This window comes from Herpetosiphon gulosus (assembly GCF_039545135.1).
GTDB classification, from domain to species: domain Bacteria; phylum Chloroflexota; class Chloroflexia; order Chloroflexales; family Herpetosiphonaceae; genus Herpetosiphon; species Herpetosiphon gulosus.
On the sequence record NZ_BAABRU010000026.1, the window covers coordinates 1 to 17,838 of the forward strand.

A 17,838-nucleotide genomic window follows, 5' to 3' on the forward strand; every position below is an offset into this window, starting at 1 on the left:
GGGTTGGTCGGCGGTCGTTGGTGCGGGTTTGTGTTTTGCTCGTGGCATGGTATCCCCTTACAAGCCTATTCTGGAAATGCTCGTCTTTGGGTTGGGAACCAAATACACACGCTATTGTACAGTCTCTGCCCAAGGCCAATTTCAACACCACATAACTGATAAATCCCGCACCAATCCCATTGGTAATGCTATAGCTGAATGGCATAATCGTCATGGTCAGCAAGGCAGGAAAGCCCTCTTCAAGCTCACCAAAATCAATTTCGCGAATGCCGCCGCACATCAAAAAGCCCACGATAATCAAGGCTGGGGCGGTCGCTTCGCTCGGCACAACCCCAGCAAATGGCGCGATCAAAATGCTCAGCAGGAACAAAATCCCAGTAACCACGGCGGTTAGGCCAGTGCGCCCGCCTTCGCCAACGCCCGCCGCGCTTTCGATGTAGGTTGTGACCGATGAAGTGCCGAAAACGCCGCCAGCAATCGCCGCAACTGAATCGACCATCAACACTCGGTTGGAGTTGGGCAAATCGCCATCGGCTTTGACAAAGCCTGCTTGTTCTCCCACACCGATAATCGTGCCCATTGTGTCGAAGAAATCTGAGAGCATCAGCGAGAAAATCACCAAAACCGCCGAAAGTACCCCAGCTAATTTAAACACATCGAAATTAAGACCTTGGCCAATGGTTTCAAAGCTTGGGCTGGCTAGTTCGGTTGGGAATGCACCTTGCACGCCTGCCTGCGCACTGGTATCTGCGCCAAAGGCATAATGGCTCACCACCCCAATTACGGTCGTGGCCAGAATGCCAATTAACAAAGCTGCCTTGACTTTACCCGCCATCAAAATCAAAGTCAAAAATAAACCAACCACAGTCAGCAAGATTGAGAAGGTGGTGAAATTGCCCAAAGCCATGGGCGTTCCCGCGCCGCGTTGTACAATCCCAGCATTATTTAACCCAATGAACAGAATGAACAAGCCAATCCCGACACTGATCGCCCGTTTTTGCGAAAGCGGAATCGCATGCATCACCGCTTGGCGAAATCCGGTTAGCACCAATAGCGTGATCAAAACGCCTTCGAGTACGATCACGCCCATGGCTGTTTGCCATGGTAGGCCCATGGTCAGAATTAATTGAAAGGCCACGACCGCGTTTAAGCCTAAGCCTGGAGCCAAGGCAAAAGGATAATTGGTAAATAAGCCCATCGCGATACACATCAAGGCCGAAACCAAACATGTGGCGGTGAGGGTTGCGTTGAATGGCGGCCCAGCTTCTGCCAATGGGCCGCTCGATAAAATCGAGGGATTCACAAAAATGATGTAGGCCATCACGAAAAAGGTGGTTACACCCGCCAGAATTTCAGTCCGAAGGTTGGTTCCACGTTCGGCAAAGCGAAAATAGCCTGCCAAACCAGCGTCAAGCCGCGAATTGCTGCGTGCCACAGGTCAACTCCTTTGAATCAAGCCAACAATGCACGCCCGGCAAATGCTGGCCATGCCCAAGAAAGCTCCATCCAGCAGGCTGCCGTAGGCTTCAAGATGGGGAAATATTGTTAAATTAGGCGTGGCGCTATTATACGATATGGAGTGGGGATCGGGGATCGGTTGTCGGGGGTCGGTAATAAAATCAGAAGTCAAAAGGCAAAAATCAAAATGGGGATTAGAACAAAGAAAATTAGGATGTGATGGCTATTGGCTTATAGAGTTTAACGCAGAGGCGCAGAGAACCAAAGGATGAAGGATGAATTATGAGGGATTAAATTCCAACAGGATGAGCATGTGAAGTGTGTGGCATAGAGCAATAATCAAACAAATCTGTGGAATCTGTGGCTAAAAACTTTAACCTTTGTGGATCAAAACCCGATCCCTGACAACTGATCCCTGAACCCTCGTTCCTTCGTGTCCTTCGTGGATCAACAACCGATCCCCACAATAAAGAAAGATGGTATCATGGGGCGTAACAAACGAGGAACCCATGAATATTTACGATCTTGATTTGAAGGGCTTGACCGCGCAATTGACCGAATTAGGCCAGCCAGCCTTTCGGGCGCGGCAAATTTATGCCCATTTATATAAAAAATTAGCCAACGATTTTGCCGCCATGACCGATTTGCCCGCCGCGTTGCGGGAGCAATTGGCAGCAAATTTACAACTTGGTAGCCTTGAGTTGGTGCGCGAACAAACTACTGACGATGGCTTAACCCGCAAGGTGCTTTGGCGCTGCCCAGGCAATGCAGTGATTGAAACCGTGCTGATGATCTACCCGCCGGATCGGGCGACGATTTGTGTTTCGACCCAAGCTGGTTGTGCCATGGGCTGCGTCTTTTGTGCAACTGGCAAATTAGGCTTGTTGCGCAATATCTCCAGTGGCGAGATTATGGAGCAGGTGCTCTATTTCGAGCGCTATCTGCGCAATGAAGGCTCTGCGATTGCCAAACGCCATGGCGGACCAGTGCCCGACCATATCACTAACTTGGTGTTTATGGGCATGGGCGAACCATTTGCCAATTACGAGCGTTGGTGGGCGGCGGTTGAACGGCTCAACGATAAGCAGGGCTTTAATCTTGGCGCTCGCAACATGACCGTTTCGACGGTGGGCTTGGTCAAAGGCATTCGCCAATTGGCCGATGAAGCCTTGCAGGTCAATTTGGCGGTTTCGTTGCACGCCCCCAACGATCAATTGCGTAGCGAACTTATGCCGGTCAATGATCGCTTTGATATTAGCGATTTGATGGAGGCAGTGCGTTATTACACCGATAAAACCCATCGGCGAGTTTCATTTGAATATGTGCTGCTTGATGATAAAAATGATACACCTGAACTAGCGGCCCAACTTGCCAGTTTGGTTAATGGCATGCTCTGCCATGTCAATTTGATCCCGTGGAATCCTGTGCCTGGAACGCCTTTGACGCGTTCGCATCGTGAGCGGGTCACGGCTTTTCAACGAGTTGTGCAAGCAGCAGGCATTTCGTGCACCGTGCGAGTGGAGCGCGGGGTTGAAATCGCTGCCGCCTGTGGCCAACTTGCCGCGATTCCATCGCCAACCAGCCCGATAAACCTGTATTAAAATCAGAATTCAGAAGGCAAAAATCAAAATAGTTAATCGATAAGCCGCTGTATTTCTGTATTTCAGAACAATTGGAATTAACTGTATCAAGGTATGTAGGTGAACTGGAACGGGCTGGATCAAGGAACTTTTGCCCTTTGCCTTTTGCCTTTTGCCTTTCTAGGGGACTTTTTTGTGCTTGAGACTTACCGTGTTTTGATTAGTGCTGCGCCCGAAATGCTTGAGGCAGCGATAGATGAAATTCGTTTTGGCGAGTATGGGGTGGCTGCGCAGCGGCTTTCGCCAGAAGTAGCCATGGTTGAGCTTGAACAGCCATTGGCTGAATGGCAAGCAGCCCTGAACAAACGCCCAGCGATCTTTGTGCGCCATATCGCGCCAGTTCACCGCGAATTGATGCTCGATGGTACACCGGATGATCTTGAACGCCTCACCCAAGTGGCCTTGAATCTTGCGCCACATTTGCCCGCCCGTAAACCGTTTGCGGTGCAAACTCGCTTGCTCGATGAACATGTCAAATTGACGCGCTTTGAAATTAACCAAGCTTTGGCCGAAGCAGTGTCGCAAGTCAGCGGGCTACCGTTGGATGTGCGCAATCCGCAGGGCGTGCTCTCGGTGGCCTTAAGTATGGATCGGGCTTATTTGGGCGTTTCGACGGTAGAATTTAATCGCTCGGCCTGGGCGGGGGGAGCACATCGCTTTGCCCGCGAACAAGGCCAATTAAGCCGCGCTGAATTTAAATTGCTCGAAGCCCAAGCGTTGTTCAATATCGAGTGGCCCGACCATGGCCAAGCCTTGGATTTAGGGGCAGCGCCTGGTGGTTGGACGCGTATTTTGCGGCGAGCAGGCTTACCAGTAGTTGCGATCGACCCAGCCGACTTACACCCCAGCTTGCGCTACGATCAAGGCGTGCGCCACTTACAAATCTTGGCTCAGCGCTTTTTGCCTACCCAAGAGCGTTTTACTGTGATTGTTAATGATATGCGGATCGATGCCCGTGATTCGGCATGGCTGATGGTTGATTCAGCCAATGCCTTGACCAATGATGGTTTAGCAGTGGTGACGCTCAAATTGCCGCATGAACATAGTGCCCAAATTGCCTATCACTCGCTGAGTATTTTGCGCACGGCCTATTGGGTGATTGGCGCACGTCAACTGTTTCACAATCGCTCCGAGGTTACCGCTGTGCTGCGCAAAAAGCACGAAAAACGCCCCAAACCTGAGCAATTACCAAGAGATTAATTACGATCCACGAAGGGCGAGGGGTCAGGATTCAGGGGCTAGGGGGCAGAGTTGAATTACCTAGCCCCTGAATCCTGACCCCTCACATCCCTCTGCGCCTCTGCGTTAAGATACTGAGCCACGAATTGCACGAATTCCACGAATGCTTGTTTTATTAGGACAATAGGGTGCATAGTTCACCATAATAATCCACCAAACAATTATTAGGGGTGTAGGGGATGAAAACCCCTGCGGTCTCCCGCCTTGAGGCGGGACGGAAGGGTGGAGAAAAGCATCTTGATTTAAGCCCATAAACGCCGAGAAGAGGTTTACGAATGCCTGATAATTCTCTTTATGATGCTAGCATGATTCAAATACCATCGAATCTTAACTCAATTCAGTTTCGCCGCGAACATGTGGGAATGTATTATGGTGGCAATGATGGCAAGGCAATTCAGCGCTTATTGGTTGAATATATCGATTTTCTCTTAAACCATCAGCATGCCCAACACATTCAATTAACTATTTTGCCAGAAGCTGGCTTTATTGTGCAAGATTTTGAGGCGACAATTGAATCCAGCGATTGTTGTGGTTTAACTGAAGATCAGGTATTCCACCTGTTTGGCGCTGCCCAACATTGCACGATCGATTTGTACAGGGCTGGTCAGCATTACCAGCTATCGTATAACGCTGAACTCGTAGTGCCACCAGTTCAGCAACTTGGTTCGAGTCAAACCAACTACCGAAGCATCTCTTTTGTTCCCCACCGCGCTATGTTCATAAATCGGACTAGCTCAATCCATCAACTACTAGGTTCGTTGCGCGGCTTGGCAACGCTGTTTCGAGGTTGTCGTATCGACGTTGTTGACACTATACAATCGACAACTAATCAGCTTTTTTACCCCAATGGCTTACGTGATTATCTCGATGAGTTAATTTATCAGGATCTGAGCCCACAGCCATATTTAGAGTTTGAAGGCGCTAATGAGCATGTTCAAATCAAGCTTGGTCTACGATTTAGCTATTTCAGTCGGATCGAGCAATGTTTGCTTCGCTACAGGCATGTGCCGTTTGAGCCGAGCTATCGACGTGGGGTGATCAAGGGTTTGGCCGCAGGATTAACAACCTATGCCCAAGCCCGTGGCCAAATTACTGCCAGCCAAATAATCGATCCACAGCACATTCGCGATTTTGGTTGCTTACTCGTTTTGGATCGGCTGCCAAAAACGCTTCAAGATGCAGGCGGCAGGCCCAGTGATCATTCATCAATTGAAACAACGATTCAACATACTATTCAACAACAACTGCCTGAAAAACTTGCAACATTATCCGATGCTGAAATTCATGCATTGGTTATGTGGTTGGCCTAATGCTGAGTCACGAAGATTTTTAGCCACGAATTGCACGAATTCCACGAATGCTTGTTTTATTAGGACAATAGGGTGCATAGTTCACCCTAATAATCCACCAAACAATTATTAGGGGTGCAGGGGATGAAAACCCCTGCGTCTCCCGCCTTGAGGCGGGACGGAAGGGTGGTGAATCAATGCTTGAAACACTTAAAATCTTCTAATGGTTACCTAAACCACATAAAAACCATCTGAATCTATGCACCCTAGTAGCCATCCTCGGAATCAACTGTTCCATCTCAGGATAAAATACCCAAGTTTGAAACAAATAATCGATTACTGGAGAAATTCAATGCACGACCCTTGGGGTGATACATTTACCGCTGAAGAACAGGCGATTCTTGCGCCGTTTGTCACCAACCTCGATCAGCCCATTTTTGGCTTGCGCAACTTACCTGAGGTGGTCAAAGGTGCGCTGTTTTCACGTTATAGCCGCAGCGACAAAAGCTTGCGCCGCATGTTGCTCGATGAATTTATTCAAGCGCCAGAGGCTGGTTTTCAGGCGATTGTTGGTCATGCCGCTGCTAACGGCAACGAGCAACTGGTAGCAACCAAACAGGCCGAGGCTTTTTACGAACGGGTATTGTTGGGTTATGGCGATGACTCGGTGGCCGAGTTGGGTGGGGCTCACGTTGCCTGCGAAGGCGTGAGCAACATCGTCGCCAAAGCGATTGAAGATAGCCGCTTGGGCCTCGATCCACTCGAAAAATCGACCCGCTATGTGCCATTCGATCGCCAAGTGGCGGGCAAATATCGCTATCATCGGGTGGCCGAAATTATGCAATCGCCCCATGCAGCCCATTATGAACAAACACTTGATCAGTTGTTCGATACCTATCGAAATTTGATCGAGCCTGTACAACGTTGGGTGCAAAGCGCCACACCGCGCGATGCCAAAACCAGCGAACGTGCCTATGCCAGTGCCACTCGTGCTAAAGCCCTTGATTTGCTGCGTGGTTTGCTGCCAATGGCAACCTTGACCAATGTTGGTTTATTTGGCAATGGTCGCGCTTTTGAATATTTGCTAACTAAATTAGCCAGTTCCGAGCATAGTGAAGTACGCAACGTTGGCGTTAATTTGCAACATGAGCTTGATCAGCTGATTCCTTCGTTTGTGAAACGGGCTAAAACCGAACGCGGCGCAGCCTATAGCCAGTATCTCGCGACAATGCGCCAAGCAGGAGCTGCCTTCCAGCCCGAAATTGCTGCTAGCAACGATCTACAAGCGGTAACCTTGGTTGAATATGATCCTGATGCTGAGGCCAAAGTGGTGGCGGCGATTCTTTATCCGCACAGCGACCAACCGTTGGAAACTCTGCAAGGCTGGGCACGAAATTTGCCAACTGAGCAGCGCAGCGCAATTATTCGGGCCTATGTGGGCGAACGTGGCTCGCGTTTCCATCGTCCAGGTCGCGCCTTCGAGGAAACCTACTATACCTTTGATTTCTTGGCCGATATCGGCGCTTATCGTGATTTGCAACGCCATCGGATTTTGACCCAAGAACGCCAGCGTTATAGCGTGGTGCATGGTTACACGCTTGCGCCTGAACTTGAGGCCGCCGGAGTTGCCGCTGCTTATTGCGCGGCCCTTGATCAAGCGGCAGCAGCAGTTCAAACGATCGAAGCTGATTTTCCGGCAGCCGCTCAATATTTGGTGCCGTTTGCCTACCGCATTCGTTGGCGCTTTCGCTTGAATTTGCGCGAAGCCTACCATTTGATCGAGCTACGCGCTGCGCCACAGGGCCATCCGAGTTATCGGGCAATCGCTCAACAAATGTATTTGGCCTTGCGAAAAATCCATCCAAGTTTGATTGAAGGCATGCAATTTGTCGATTTGGGTGAGCATGCCTTAGAACGTTTGGCTGCTGAACAACGCTTTGACCAAAAATTGGCCGAGCGTCAACAATAGGAACGAACTATGTGGCGGCGTGAATTTGATGATTTGCTTAATGGAATAGCTGGTGCGTTTTTGTTTGGCATTCCGTTGCTCTACACCATGGAAGTGTGGGATATTGGCAGCGATCTCACGCCGCTGCATATGCTGTTGTACCTTGGCTTAACCTATATTGCCTTGGTGGCGCTGAATCGCGCTACCGGTTTTCGGCGCAATTCCGACGAAACGTGGAGTCGTTCGTTGGCAGATAGCATCGAAGCCTTAGCACTGGGTGCGGTGGTCGCTTGCTTCAGTTTAATCATTTTGCGGCGGGTTACCTTTGATTTGGCCTATGATGTGATTCTGGGCAAAATTGTTTTGGAAACTATGCCCTGTGCGATTGGCGTTGGGATGGCCAATGGTTTGTTGCGCCGTGAGGATAACGATGAGCAGGAATCTGAGCAGCGTAGCTTTTGGCATGCGACCTTGGTTGATGCAGGTGGTACGATGCTTGGGGCAACCGTGGTTGGGCTTTCGATTGCTCCAACCGATGAGGTTGGCGTGATTGCCGCATCGTTGCCGCCATGGTGGTTATGGCTGATTATCGCAGCCTCATTGCTGATCTCGTATGTGATTGTGTTTCAGGCCGAGTTTGGTGATCATCAGCAGCGCAGGCGTGAACGCGGCTTATTTCAATCGCCGCTCAGTGAAACGATTGCCTCATACATTATCTCGCTGTTGTTTGCCTTAGTGACGCTGCGGGTTTTTAATCAGCTTGGGGCTGGTACATCGCTGCATCAAGTTATCGATTACACAATTGTTTTAGGCTTACCTGCTACGGTTGGCGGGGCAGCAGGGAGATTAGCCATATGAGTCGTGCAACCCACAGCACTGCCGAATGGATTTCGCTGGTTATCTCGATTGGGCTATTAAGTTGTTTGGTTGGCTTGATTGGCTGGCTTTGGGCGACCGAAGGTGATCAGCCTGCTCAATTTAGGCTTGAAATGGGCGAAGTGCGCCAAATCGAGCAACAATTTTATCTCGATGTAACCGTGCACAACGATGGTGATCGGGCGGCGGCGGCGGTCGAAATAATTGGCGCAGTCGATGAGCAAACAAGCAATGTCACGCTGGATTTGCTACCAGGCCATGCTGAGCAAACCGTTACCTTGATTTTCAACCGTGATCCCCAGCTAGCAAAAATTGCCGTTGTGGGCTATAGCGAGCCGTAATTATTTACATCCCTTAATGATAGAATCTGGCCTTAATTCGCGACAATAATACATTTCGCCTACCTCAAACCCTGCCCATGGAACTAAAAATTGGCTAGAATTGTCAATCTGTAAATTCGGGTCGGTTAATGCAATATCAAAACCTTGAGCACTTGGGGCAAATATTTCAAGGTAGTTAATGGCTAATGCAGGTGACATTTGCGGAAGTTGTGGGCGTTGCTGATTTGATGGTACAAAACTGACAGCAAATCCTTGTTCTAAATAGACGATATACCATGGATAATAGCTCAATTTTGTAGTTTCATCGTAAGCATGATTGAGCAGGATATGACTAGGTTGTCCATAGCGTGCTATAATTTTCTCCAAAGCTATTTCTTTTTCAAAATTAATAATAATCCGATTAATAAGATTGACTTTAATATCAATAAATTTTTGCGGTTTGGTATAATAGACTCCTGCATTAACTATTTCAGGCCAATCCTTCCAATTCCAAGATAATGCTCCTAAGCCTTGTTCATTGGTTGCTTGGACAATCTTCTGTGCAAATGACCAATCTTTGGTAATTATTTCCAATTCATTTGCATTGGTTCTGCCTGGCGTAATACCCTGCCAACAAGGCAATTCACAAGTGTTCTGACCCAAAATTGAATTTGTTGGAGTCCATTGCTCAGGCAATATTATTGGGTTTGAGGTTTCATTACTGCTACAAGCAGCTAATAAAATTATCAACAACCAGACTATTGCTAAGTTTCGATACCTCATAGCTTCTCCTCATAAGTAGTAGTATTCATAATAGCAAATTTAGTACATAGTGGGTATTGAACTTCTGCGGTTGTTTCAGCTTTTTATCAGCAGCAAAGCGAGGCAACCATGGTACACTACGCAACGTTGAGATGAACAATGGATTGTACAAGGGATAAACTGCAATGCACAAACGCTTGCTCCCTCTGGTGCTGGCGCTGGTGCTCGTCGTCACACCGTTTTTGCTAGCCAACCCCGCTACTCCCGCCGCTGCTGCCGAGATTCCATGGGGTGATAAAACAACGCCATTTGGCATGGTCGTGTCGCTGGGCAATCGCGTGCGCTCCGATGAAATGCCGACGATGATTCGCTTGATGCGTGAAGCTGGTGTTCAGTGGAACCGCGAAGAAATCTGGTGGGATCAGGTTCAGTTTGAGCCTAATGGTCCCTTTCGTTGGGATGGCGATAGTTCGCGTTTCTATAATTATGATCGGGCAATTCAGTTGCAAGCTGAGGCTGGCATCAACATTTTAGGCTTGCTCGATTATAATCCTGCTTGGTTCAAAGGCCGTAACCCGCACCCCGAAGAATGGCTCAGCGATTGGGGCGATTATGTGTATGCCACCGTTGCTCGCTATGGCCGCGATCGTGGGCAGATCAAATATTGGGAAGTTTGGAACGAGCCAAATTTAGTGCCATCGGGCTATGAGAGCGGCCTCTACAACGTTGACGATTTTGTGCGGGTACTGCAAACTGCTAGTGCCGCAATTCGGGCGGCTGATCCTGAGGCCAAAATTGTGCTAGGTGGTGTGGCCGATATTTGGAGCGAAATTCCCGAATTTGCCTATGATACTCCCGATTATCTCCAGCGTTTGTATGCACTCGATGCTTGGCCGATGTTTGATATTTTGGGCTTGCACCCTTATCGTCCTGATGCGCCCGAAGTGCCTGTGCTGCGCCGTGATCGCAGCCAAACCTACCGCGAACAGGCTGCCGAAATCGATGCGCTGCTCGCCCAATTTGGCAACAAGCCGATTTGGTATACCGAAGTTGGTTGGTCTACCGAAAGCGATGGGATTGTGAGCGAAGACGAGCAGGCGGCTTGGCTCCAACGCTTCTATCTGCTGGCCATGACCCATCCTGGGGTTGAAAAAATCTTCTGGTATGATTTTCGCAACGATACTGGCGACAACAGTAACTACACGCGTCCAATCAACGATCCATCTGAAAATCAATTTCATTTTGGCTTGTTGCGGCGTACCTATCCGTTAAATTTTGATGATCAGCGGATTCGTAAGCCGAGTTATAGTGCCTACTACCACCTGACCCACAATTTGGGTGGGCTGAGTTGGCAAGCTAATTATGCTTTGCCTTATGATGGTGGGCTTGGCTGGCAACATTGGACCAACGGCGATCGCTCGGTGGATATTTTGTGGTGGATACACGAAGCTCAATCGCCGCCCTACCTTGAAATTCACTGCGATTGTAGCCATGTGCAAGTTCGGGCTTACGATGGAAGCTTGTTGCGCGTGATCAACACCGAAACTGGCAATGTCAAAATCCAGCCTGATCAGCGGGGTATGCCAATTTGGGTTGAGTATGGTGGTTATAGCCGCACTGGCCGCACCTTTGATGAAACTCCACACTCGATTATTGGCGGTTTTCGTACTTACTGGGAGCAAAATGGCGGCTTGGCTCGCTTTGGTTTGCCCTTGACCGATGAATTGACCGAACCAGGCGCTGGCCGAATTCCAACGATTGTGCAATATTTTGAGCGCAACCGCTTCGAGTTATTTCCTAATAATCGACCTGAATTTCGGGTCCAACTTAGCCTGCTCGGTGTACGTTCGCTCGAACGCAATGGCGTAGATTGGCGCGGCCTGCCACCAGCCCAAAATCCGCCTGCCGAATGTAGCTATTTCGTCGAAACTGGCCATAGTTTGTGCTATCCCTTCAAGCAATATTGGGAACAAAACGGCGGGATTGCGATCTATGGATTTCCGTTGAGCGAGGCCTTTTGGGAATATGACCCAGTGCAGAACAAAGGCTTTTTGGTGCAATATTTCGAGCGCAATCGCTTCGAGCACCATCCTGAATTAGCTGGAACTGACTACGAAATTCAGCTTGGCCTGCTTGGCCGCCAACTGTACCAAAGTTGGGCGCAGTATCCCTAAGAACATAGAGCATAGAGCATAGAAGCTGAATACGAGGATACCAGAATCACGAAGGATATGAGGCATGTGGCTATGGGCTTTTGATTTCTTTCTCAAGAATTTCCATAGCCTATGGCCTTTGTGCTCGCTCCGTTAAATTCCTAACCCCATCCGTAGACCGATCTCCGAACCTCGATTATGCTCTATGTTCAATGCGCTATATTTTTAGTTGAAGGAATACTATGACAATTCACTACAAGCGCGATTTGGATGGTATTGATTGGGCGCAATTAAAAGCTGAGCTGGCTGGCGATGATTTTGATAATGGCCGCACGCCTGAGCAATATCAACGTTCATTTGCTGCAAGTTATAGTGTTTGCTTTGCACTTGACGGCCAGCGGATTATCGGCAAAGCCCGTGCTTTATCCGATGGCGTGTGCAATGGCTATATTGTCGATGTTTGGACGCATAGCGATTATCGTCGCCAAGGTATTGCTAGCCATTTGGTTAAGCAAATTCTAGCTGATTTGCAAGGCCAACACGTCTGTTTATTTACCGACGATATGCAAACGTTCTATCTGCAACTTGGCTTTGCCGAAGAAACCACAGGTATGTCGCAAGTGATCGGCCAATGGCTTCAGAACGCATAAAGCTGTGGCGCAATCGGAAAGACTGCGCCACGCCTTTGAGTTATGGCCGAATATCCTTGAGTAAACGTAGGCCTTGGGCATCGCTGACCCAAAGCTCCATGCCATGTTGCTGATCAGGCAAGCTAAAAAAGCTGCGTTGAGAATTACTAGCCGTATCTGATGGATAGAAGGTAAAACTAGATTGACTCAAGACCGAGCCTTGATAGTGCATCGCTTGATAATCGCTGGTGCTGCGGTACACCCGCACCCGATTGCTGAGCAATTCCCAGCCAATCAAGCCTTGACCAGTATCGGCAATTATTAGGTCGAGCGGGCTGAATTGGCTCAAGCTGGCATCTGCATTTAGTATCCACCAACCAGCCTGTTCAGTGCCTTGGTAGAGTTGGAGATAGAATGTATTATTGGCGCTTAGCAGGCGATAGGGACTCTTGCCAGCTAAATCAATTGCTTGGGCTTTTTGACCATTGGTGCGCCAGAGACTTGTACCAACACCTTGGCTCATCACCGTATAAAATACCTCGCCATTAACCTGAGTGAGTTGCGAGGCTGGGATTGGATTACGAATGCTGCCAGTAATCCAAGGGTAATTAGCCAGATTTTGTTGCTCGCCAGTGTGAATATTCAATTTCCAGATGCCAAATGTGCCTTCGTTGCTGGCCGCCACGATCAAATGTTGGGCATCTAGCGGCTCTAACTCAAAGACACTATGGATTTCACCAGCAAAATTGCTGATTTGGCGTGTGCCCGCCGCAGTTCCATCAGTCCACCAAACTTGTGCTCCGGCCTGAGCGTTTCTCGCTAAGAAGGCCATTCCACCTGCCATAGGTGTATATTCTGCCCAAAAATAGCTATAGCCAGTTTCAACATTCGAGTGGCCTGCACCTGGATTAATGTCGCGGAGCAAACGAGTCCCAGCTTCGGTGCCATCGCTATACCATGGCTCCATGCCGCTCAGCCCATCGTTGGCGAAAAAGAGCACGCCATCACCTAAAGCAACCAAGTTGGTCATATATGGATTGTAATCAGCTTGAATTGACTTAACGATTCGGGTATTGTTTGCGCTGCCATCGCTAAACCATAATTCATAGGCTGTCGTGTTGAATTGCACGAAAAAAACACCATGCTTTGCTGCTGCTAGTTGATGTGGCCAATTTGATTCAGCGCCAACTTCCAGATCTTTGACTAAGCGCGTGCCAGCCTCGGTGCCGTCGCTTGTCCACAACTCACGACCATGCACGCCATCGTCGGCGGTGAAAAAGAGCTGATCGCCAACCAAGGTTAATTCGAATGGCTCGCCACTTGCGCTATAGGGCAATTGGTGTAATTCTTTGCCGACTAAGCCTAATAACACTTTAAATTGATCGGGCTGGTTGGGATGCCACTCGAAACGGGCACGCTCAAAATGTTGGGTGAGCACGCTATCGCCATTGGCATTGGTTTCCATGGCTGGCTCGGTCAGCGGGTAGCCAAAAAGTTGCAACGAACGGCCAAAGCTATCAAGTTTGGGGTCGTTGAGGCCATGATTTTGCCAATAGCTCATAAAACCAAGGCCATTGGCTTGATTGCAGACGTTGTGCCCAGTCGTTTCGAACCATAAGCAGCCTGATTTTGCGCCTGCCTCACGTGGCAACATTGGACTATCGATATTGCGATAGCGCAATAGATCATCGCCCAACCGTCCTAGCAGCACATCGTAAGGAGCGGCAAACTCTGGGTGCAACTCAAAGCGAGCACGCTCAAATTGCTGGGTTAAAAAGGCTTTTTGGCTATCCTGATTATAGACATCTTGGGCGCTGCTCAGCGGATAGCCAAACACTTGCAAGCCGCCATTTTGCTGCCAATATTCGGCGAAGCGGCCTTCGATACAAAAGCCCGTTTGCTCGAAACATTGTTGTTCAGCGGCACTGCTGGCTTGAGGTAAGCCCAAACTTGCAACCATCAGCACGAATAAAATCCAGCGTTTCATCATTATTCCTCCACATTCTGATAGCTTGAGTATAGTGAGCCAGCTGGCGAATCACGATGAAACCTGGCTGGTAAACGACTTTGAATCTACTTATAAGCTGAACTCAAACTGAAAAGTTGCTGAGTATAAAACAACTCCACCTGTTGGTACAAGTGGAGTGTTGAAGTTTATTGGGCGAAGCATTTATGGGTGAATATCTTTGACCATCCGCAGGGTGCTGCCATCGTTATACCATAGCTCCGTGCCATACTGAAAACTAGGGATGGCGAAAAATCGATCATTGGCCGTATCAGGGAAGGATGTCTGCTTGCCCATCACTGAGCTACGATAGCGTAGTGCTTGATTTGGCCCATTACTGCTATAGAACCGTAATCCTCCAGCGATCGATTCCCAGCCCAGTAAGCCATTGTTCGAGGCCTGAATACGCAGCGGCAATGGCGTTAGTTGAGTCAACCCTTTACTTGAATCGAAATACCACCAGCCAGCCTGAATTCCGTGCGAACTTATCAGCTTCACATACAATTGATCGTTTGCAGCTAAGAGGTTTTCGGCTTTGTAGCCTTGTAAATTGGGTTGAATTGTTTGGCTTGCTTGACCATTCGTTTGCCATAAGGTGATTGTGCCATTTTGGGTTTTGCTAAGGTAATAAACCATGCCACCGGCTTGGGTTAGTTGTACGACTGGCGCTGGGTTGCGGGTTGTGGCAATTATCAGATAGCTGGCTAATAATTGTTGTTCGCCTGTAGCCAGCGTAATATTCCAAACGCCCATCGTTGTATTTTGATAGGATGTAGCAATCAGATGTTGCTCATCTAATGCTTCTAACTCAAGCATGCCCCCCGATTTATCCAAACGACTGACTTGGCGAGTATTGGCAATGCTGCCATCTGTCCACCAGATTTGGTTGCCAATTTGGATGTTTTGGGCAAAAAAGGCCATACCTCCCGCGATGGGGGCATAGTCAACCCAATAAGATCCATAATTGTTGTAAACTGCTGAATCTGCAAGGCCTGGGTTGATGTCACTCAGCAAATATGTACCAGTTTCAGTACCGTTGCTATACCATGGTTCTATGCCATGAACTGCATCATTCACCCAAAAGATACTCCCATTGCCCAATGTTTTGAGATTGTTGATCTTAGCGTTTGGGCCAAAGCTTTTGATTAAGCGCGTACCAGCCTCAGTGCCATCACTGAACCATAATTGATAATCCTTATCTTGCTTGTTGACGGCAAAAATAACGCCCTGATTGACAGCGGCTAATTCATAAATTCCACTCCATTCAGCGCCAACTTTCAGATCTTTGACCAAGCTAGTGCCAGCTTCAGTGCCATCGCTTTTCCATAATTCGCGGCCATGAACGCCATCATCGGCAGTAAAAAAGAGCGTGTTATTGACGAGGGTTAGTTCAGATAGGCTTGAGCTTTCGCCATAGACTAATTGTTGCGATTCTTTGCCGACTAAGCCAAGCAGCACTTTGAACTGATCGGACTGATTAGGATGCCATTCGAAACGAGCACGCTCAAAATGTTGGGTAAGCACGCTATCGCCATTGGCATTGGTTTCTATGGCTGGCTCAGTCAGCGGGTACCCAAATAATTGTAATGAACGGCCAAAAGCATCAAGTTTGGGGTCGTTCAAGCCATGATTTTGCCAATAGCTCATAAAACCAAGGCCATTAGCTTGATTACAGACATTGTGTCCAGTCGTTTCAAACCACAAACAGCCTGCTTTTGCACCTGCCTCACGTGGCAGCATGGCACTATCAATATTACGGTAGCGCAGCAGATCATCACCCAAACGCCCAAGCAACATGTCGTAGGGCGCGGCAAATTCAGGGTGCAACTCAAAGCGAGCACGCTCAAATTGTTGAGTCAGGAAATGCATCTGGCTATCCTGATTGTAGACAATTTCAATTGTGCTCAACGGATAACCGAAGACTTCCAAGCCACCATTTTGCCGCCAATACTCTAAAAAACGCCCGTCAGTACAAAAGCCTGTTTGCTCAAAACACTGTTGTTCGGCAGCGCTGCTTGCCTGAGGGAGCACCAAACTTACAACGATCAGAAATAATAGCATCCAACGTTTCATTGCCAGATCTCCTAGATAGATTCGACTACAGAGGGGAGTATAGCGATCGCTCTGAGGAAGCACGATGAAACGCCACTAGCATAAATCTTGTAATTAGCTTAAAAACTGAAATCAAGCTGAAAATCGGCTGTTAATGCTTAGCAGGTTTGGCTTGACGCGCCTCGGCGAGAGCAATCAGCACTTTTGGCGGTAATATCCAGCTCACTTGACCATGCTCGCCTTGCACTTCAACCCGACAAACTGTGCCTTTTTTGAAAATCAGATTTGTGCCATAGCCTGCCAGATGCGCCACATACTCGCTGAGATTTGGCTGGTGGCCGACGATCATCACCTCCTGCCACTCAGGGTTGAGGCATTCGGTCAGCAAATGGCTGTTGGCTCCGTCAGGTTGTAATTGTTCTTTGAGCACTGGTGGGGCAGCGCCAAGCGTTTCGGCAATAATCAAGGCAGTTTCGGCAGCGCGTGGGTACGGGCTACTCAAAATAATCTCGGGCTTAATTTCCAATAAGCGTAGCGCCTGAGCACATTGGCGAATCCGCTTACGCCCACGCTCAGTCAAGCGCCGATCCTGATCAAGCCCAGTTTCGGCCCAATCTTCGGCGATTCCATGGCGCACAAAATAGAGAATCATGGCACACTCCCGCAAACAACCAATTAAGCATATTGTTATTATGCCCGATTAACGCACAACAGGGATCACACATGCATGTGATCCCTGTTGAAAGAAAAGAGGTTTAGCGTGGCATAATCAAGCCATAATTGCCATCGTTACGGCGATAGACGACTTGAATTTTTTCGGTTTCAGCATCGCGGAACACAAAGAACGAGTGGCCGAGCAACTCCATTTGTTCGATCGCTTCATCGCTAAACATGGGCCGTAGGGTTACTTCCTTGGCGCGAATGATTTGACGTTCTTCGGATTGTTCGGCATCTTCGGGCAAGGCTGGCAGCGGAGCGGCAATAATTTCGCCAGCGGTGCGGCGCAATTTGCCACGGCGATAATGTTTTTCCTTGAAGCGCCGAATTTGGCGTTGCAAATTATCGTGAACTGCTTCGACCGCAGCATACAATTCGCGATCGCGTTCTTCGGCCCGTAGAATGATCCCATGATCGGCCAACAGTGTTGCTTGAACAGTATATGTTTCGCCGCTACCACGGAGCGTTTCAAAACGGCATTCCACTTTCCAATCGTTAATTCCGTCGAGGTAGCGTTCTAATTTGCCTAATTTTTCTTGAATAAATGCTTTTTGCGCATCGTGTAGCTTAATATTACGGCTCTTAATGTTCCATTCCACGGTACGCCTCCTTACAAAAACCTAAAATGCACCAGCTTCCTACCCAAGCAAGGTAAGAAGCTGGCAATGGGCTGCTCCTAGTGGAACGTTATTCAATTGGATGCTGCGATCTTGCATAAATCCTCAACCCGCATCAAAGCCCCATTGCAAA

At 48.7% G+C, this 17,838-nt stretch carries 14 protein-coding genes; 8 read left to right on the forward strand and 6 right to left on the reverse strand.

From position 1 onward, the window contains the following. Positions 1-1,435: NCS2 family permease (locus tag ABEB26_RS23180; RefSeq protein WP_345724470.1), on the reverse strand; the 1,435-nt coding region annotated here is incomplete at its 3' end. Between the two features lie 532 nt (positions 1,436-1,967). Here ABEB26_RS23180 and rlmN point away from each other — a divergent pair. The 6 genes from rlmN to ABEB26_RS23210 all read left to right on the forward strand — a co-directional run bounded on the left by rlmN (position 1,968) and on the right by ABEB26_RS23210 (position 8,791). Continuing rightward, positions 1,968-3,059: a dual-specificity RNA methyltransferase RlmN gene (gene rlmN, locus ABEB26_RS23185; protein ID WP_345724471.1), complete on the forward strand. Its 1,092-nt coding sequence runs from the start codon at positions 1,968-1,970 to the stop codon at positions 3,057-3,059. 174 nt (positions 3,060-3,233) lie between these two features. Beyond that, the gene (locus tag ABEB26_RS23190; protein ID WP_345724472.1) at positions 3,234-4,298 is read left to right on the forward strand and encodes an SAM-dependent methyltransferase; all 1,065 of its coding nucleotides are present in this window, start codon (positions 3,234-3,236) and stop codon (positions 4,296-4,298) included. Positions 4,299-4,642: 344 nt separating this feature from the next. Beyond that, positions 4,643-5,647, forward strand: a complete 1,005-nt coding sequence (locus tag ABEB26_RS23195; protein ID WP_345724473.1) for a hypothetical protein — start codon at positions 4,643-4,645, stop codon at positions 5,645-5,647. A 331-nt stretch (positions 5,648-5,978) separates the two neighbouring features. Further along, positions 5,979-7,595, forward strand: a complete 1,617-nt coding sequence (locus ABEB26_RS23200) for an FAD-dependent thymidylate synthase (protein ID WP_345724474.1) — start codon at positions 5,979-5,981, stop codon at positions 7,593-7,595. 9 nt (positions 7,596-7,604) lie between these two features. After that, a complete protein-coding gene (locus ABEB26_RS23205) occupies positions 7,605-8,432 on the forward strand; it encodes a TIGR02587 family membrane protein (RefSeq protein WP_345724475.1) in 828 nt (275 codons plus the stop codon). Next, entirely contained in the window at positions 8,429-8,791 is a 363-nt protein-coding gene (locus ABEB26_RS23210) for a hypothetical protein (RefSeq protein WP_345724476.1), read from the forward strand. The genes ABEB26_RS23205 and ABEB26_RS23210 overlap by 4 nt, the downstream gene beginning before the upstream one ends. Here ABEB26_RS23210 and ABEB26_RS23215 read toward each other — a convergent pair whose 3' ends face one another. Then, positions 8,792-9,553 (reverse strand): hypothetical protein, encoded by a 762-nt coding sequence (locus ABEB26_RS23215; protein ID WP_345724477.1) that lies wholly within the window; start codon positions 9,551-9,553, stop codon positions 8,792-8,794. 164 nt (positions 9,554-9,717) lie between these two features. Between ABEB26_RS23215 and ABEB26_RS23220 the strand changes: the two genes are divergently transcribed. Beyond that, positions 9,718-11,706: a cellulase family glycosylhydrolase gene (locus tag ABEB26_RS23220; protein ID WP_345724478.1), complete on the forward strand. Its 1,989-nt coding sequence runs from the start codon at positions 9,718-9,720 to the stop codon at positions 11,704-11,706. Between the two features lie 221 nt (positions 11,707-11,927). Beyond that, on the forward strand, positions 11,928-12,335 hold the full coding sequence (locus tag ABEB26_RS23225) for a GNAT family N-acetyltransferase (RefSeq protein ID WP_345724479.1): 408 nt from the start codon (positions 11,928-11,930) through the stop codon (positions 12,333-12,335). Positions 12,336-12,375: 40 nt separating this feature from the next. On the opposite strand, the gene ABEB26_RS23230 is transcribed toward ABEB26_RS23225, so the two are convergent. The 4 genes from ABEB26_RS23230 to hpf form a co-directional block, all read right to left on the reverse strand. Further along, the gene (locus ABEB26_RS23230) at positions 12,376-14,304 is read right to left on the reverse strand and encodes an ELWxxDGT repeat protein (protein WP_345724480.1); all 1,929 of its coding nucleotides are present in this window, start codon (positions 14,302-14,304) and stop codon (positions 12,376-12,378) included. A gap of 180 nt (positions 14,305-14,484) precedes the next feature. Further along, the gene (locus ABEB26_RS23235) at positions 14,485-16,392 is read right to left on the reverse strand and encodes an ELWxxDGT repeat protein (protein ID WP_345724481.1); all 1,908 of its coding nucleotides are present in this window, start codon (positions 16,390-16,392) and stop codon (positions 14,485-14,487) included. A gap of 130 nt (positions 16,393-16,522) precedes the next feature. Further along, the gene (sixA, locus tag ABEB26_RS23240; RefSeq protein WP_345724482.1) at positions 16,523-17,023 is read right to left on the reverse strand and encodes a phosphohistidine phosphatase SixA; all 501 of its coding nucleotides are present in this window, start codon (positions 17,021-17,023) and stop codon (positions 16,523-16,525) included. A gap of 103 nt (positions 17,024-17,126) precedes the next feature. Continuing rightward, a complete protein-coding gene (hpf, locus tag ABEB26_RS23245; RefSeq protein WP_345724483.1) occupies positions 17,127-17,687 on the reverse strand; it encodes a ribosome hibernation-promoting factor, HPF/YfiA family in 561 nt (186 codons plus the stop codon). Between the last annotated feature and the right edge of the window lie 151 nt (positions 17,688-17,838).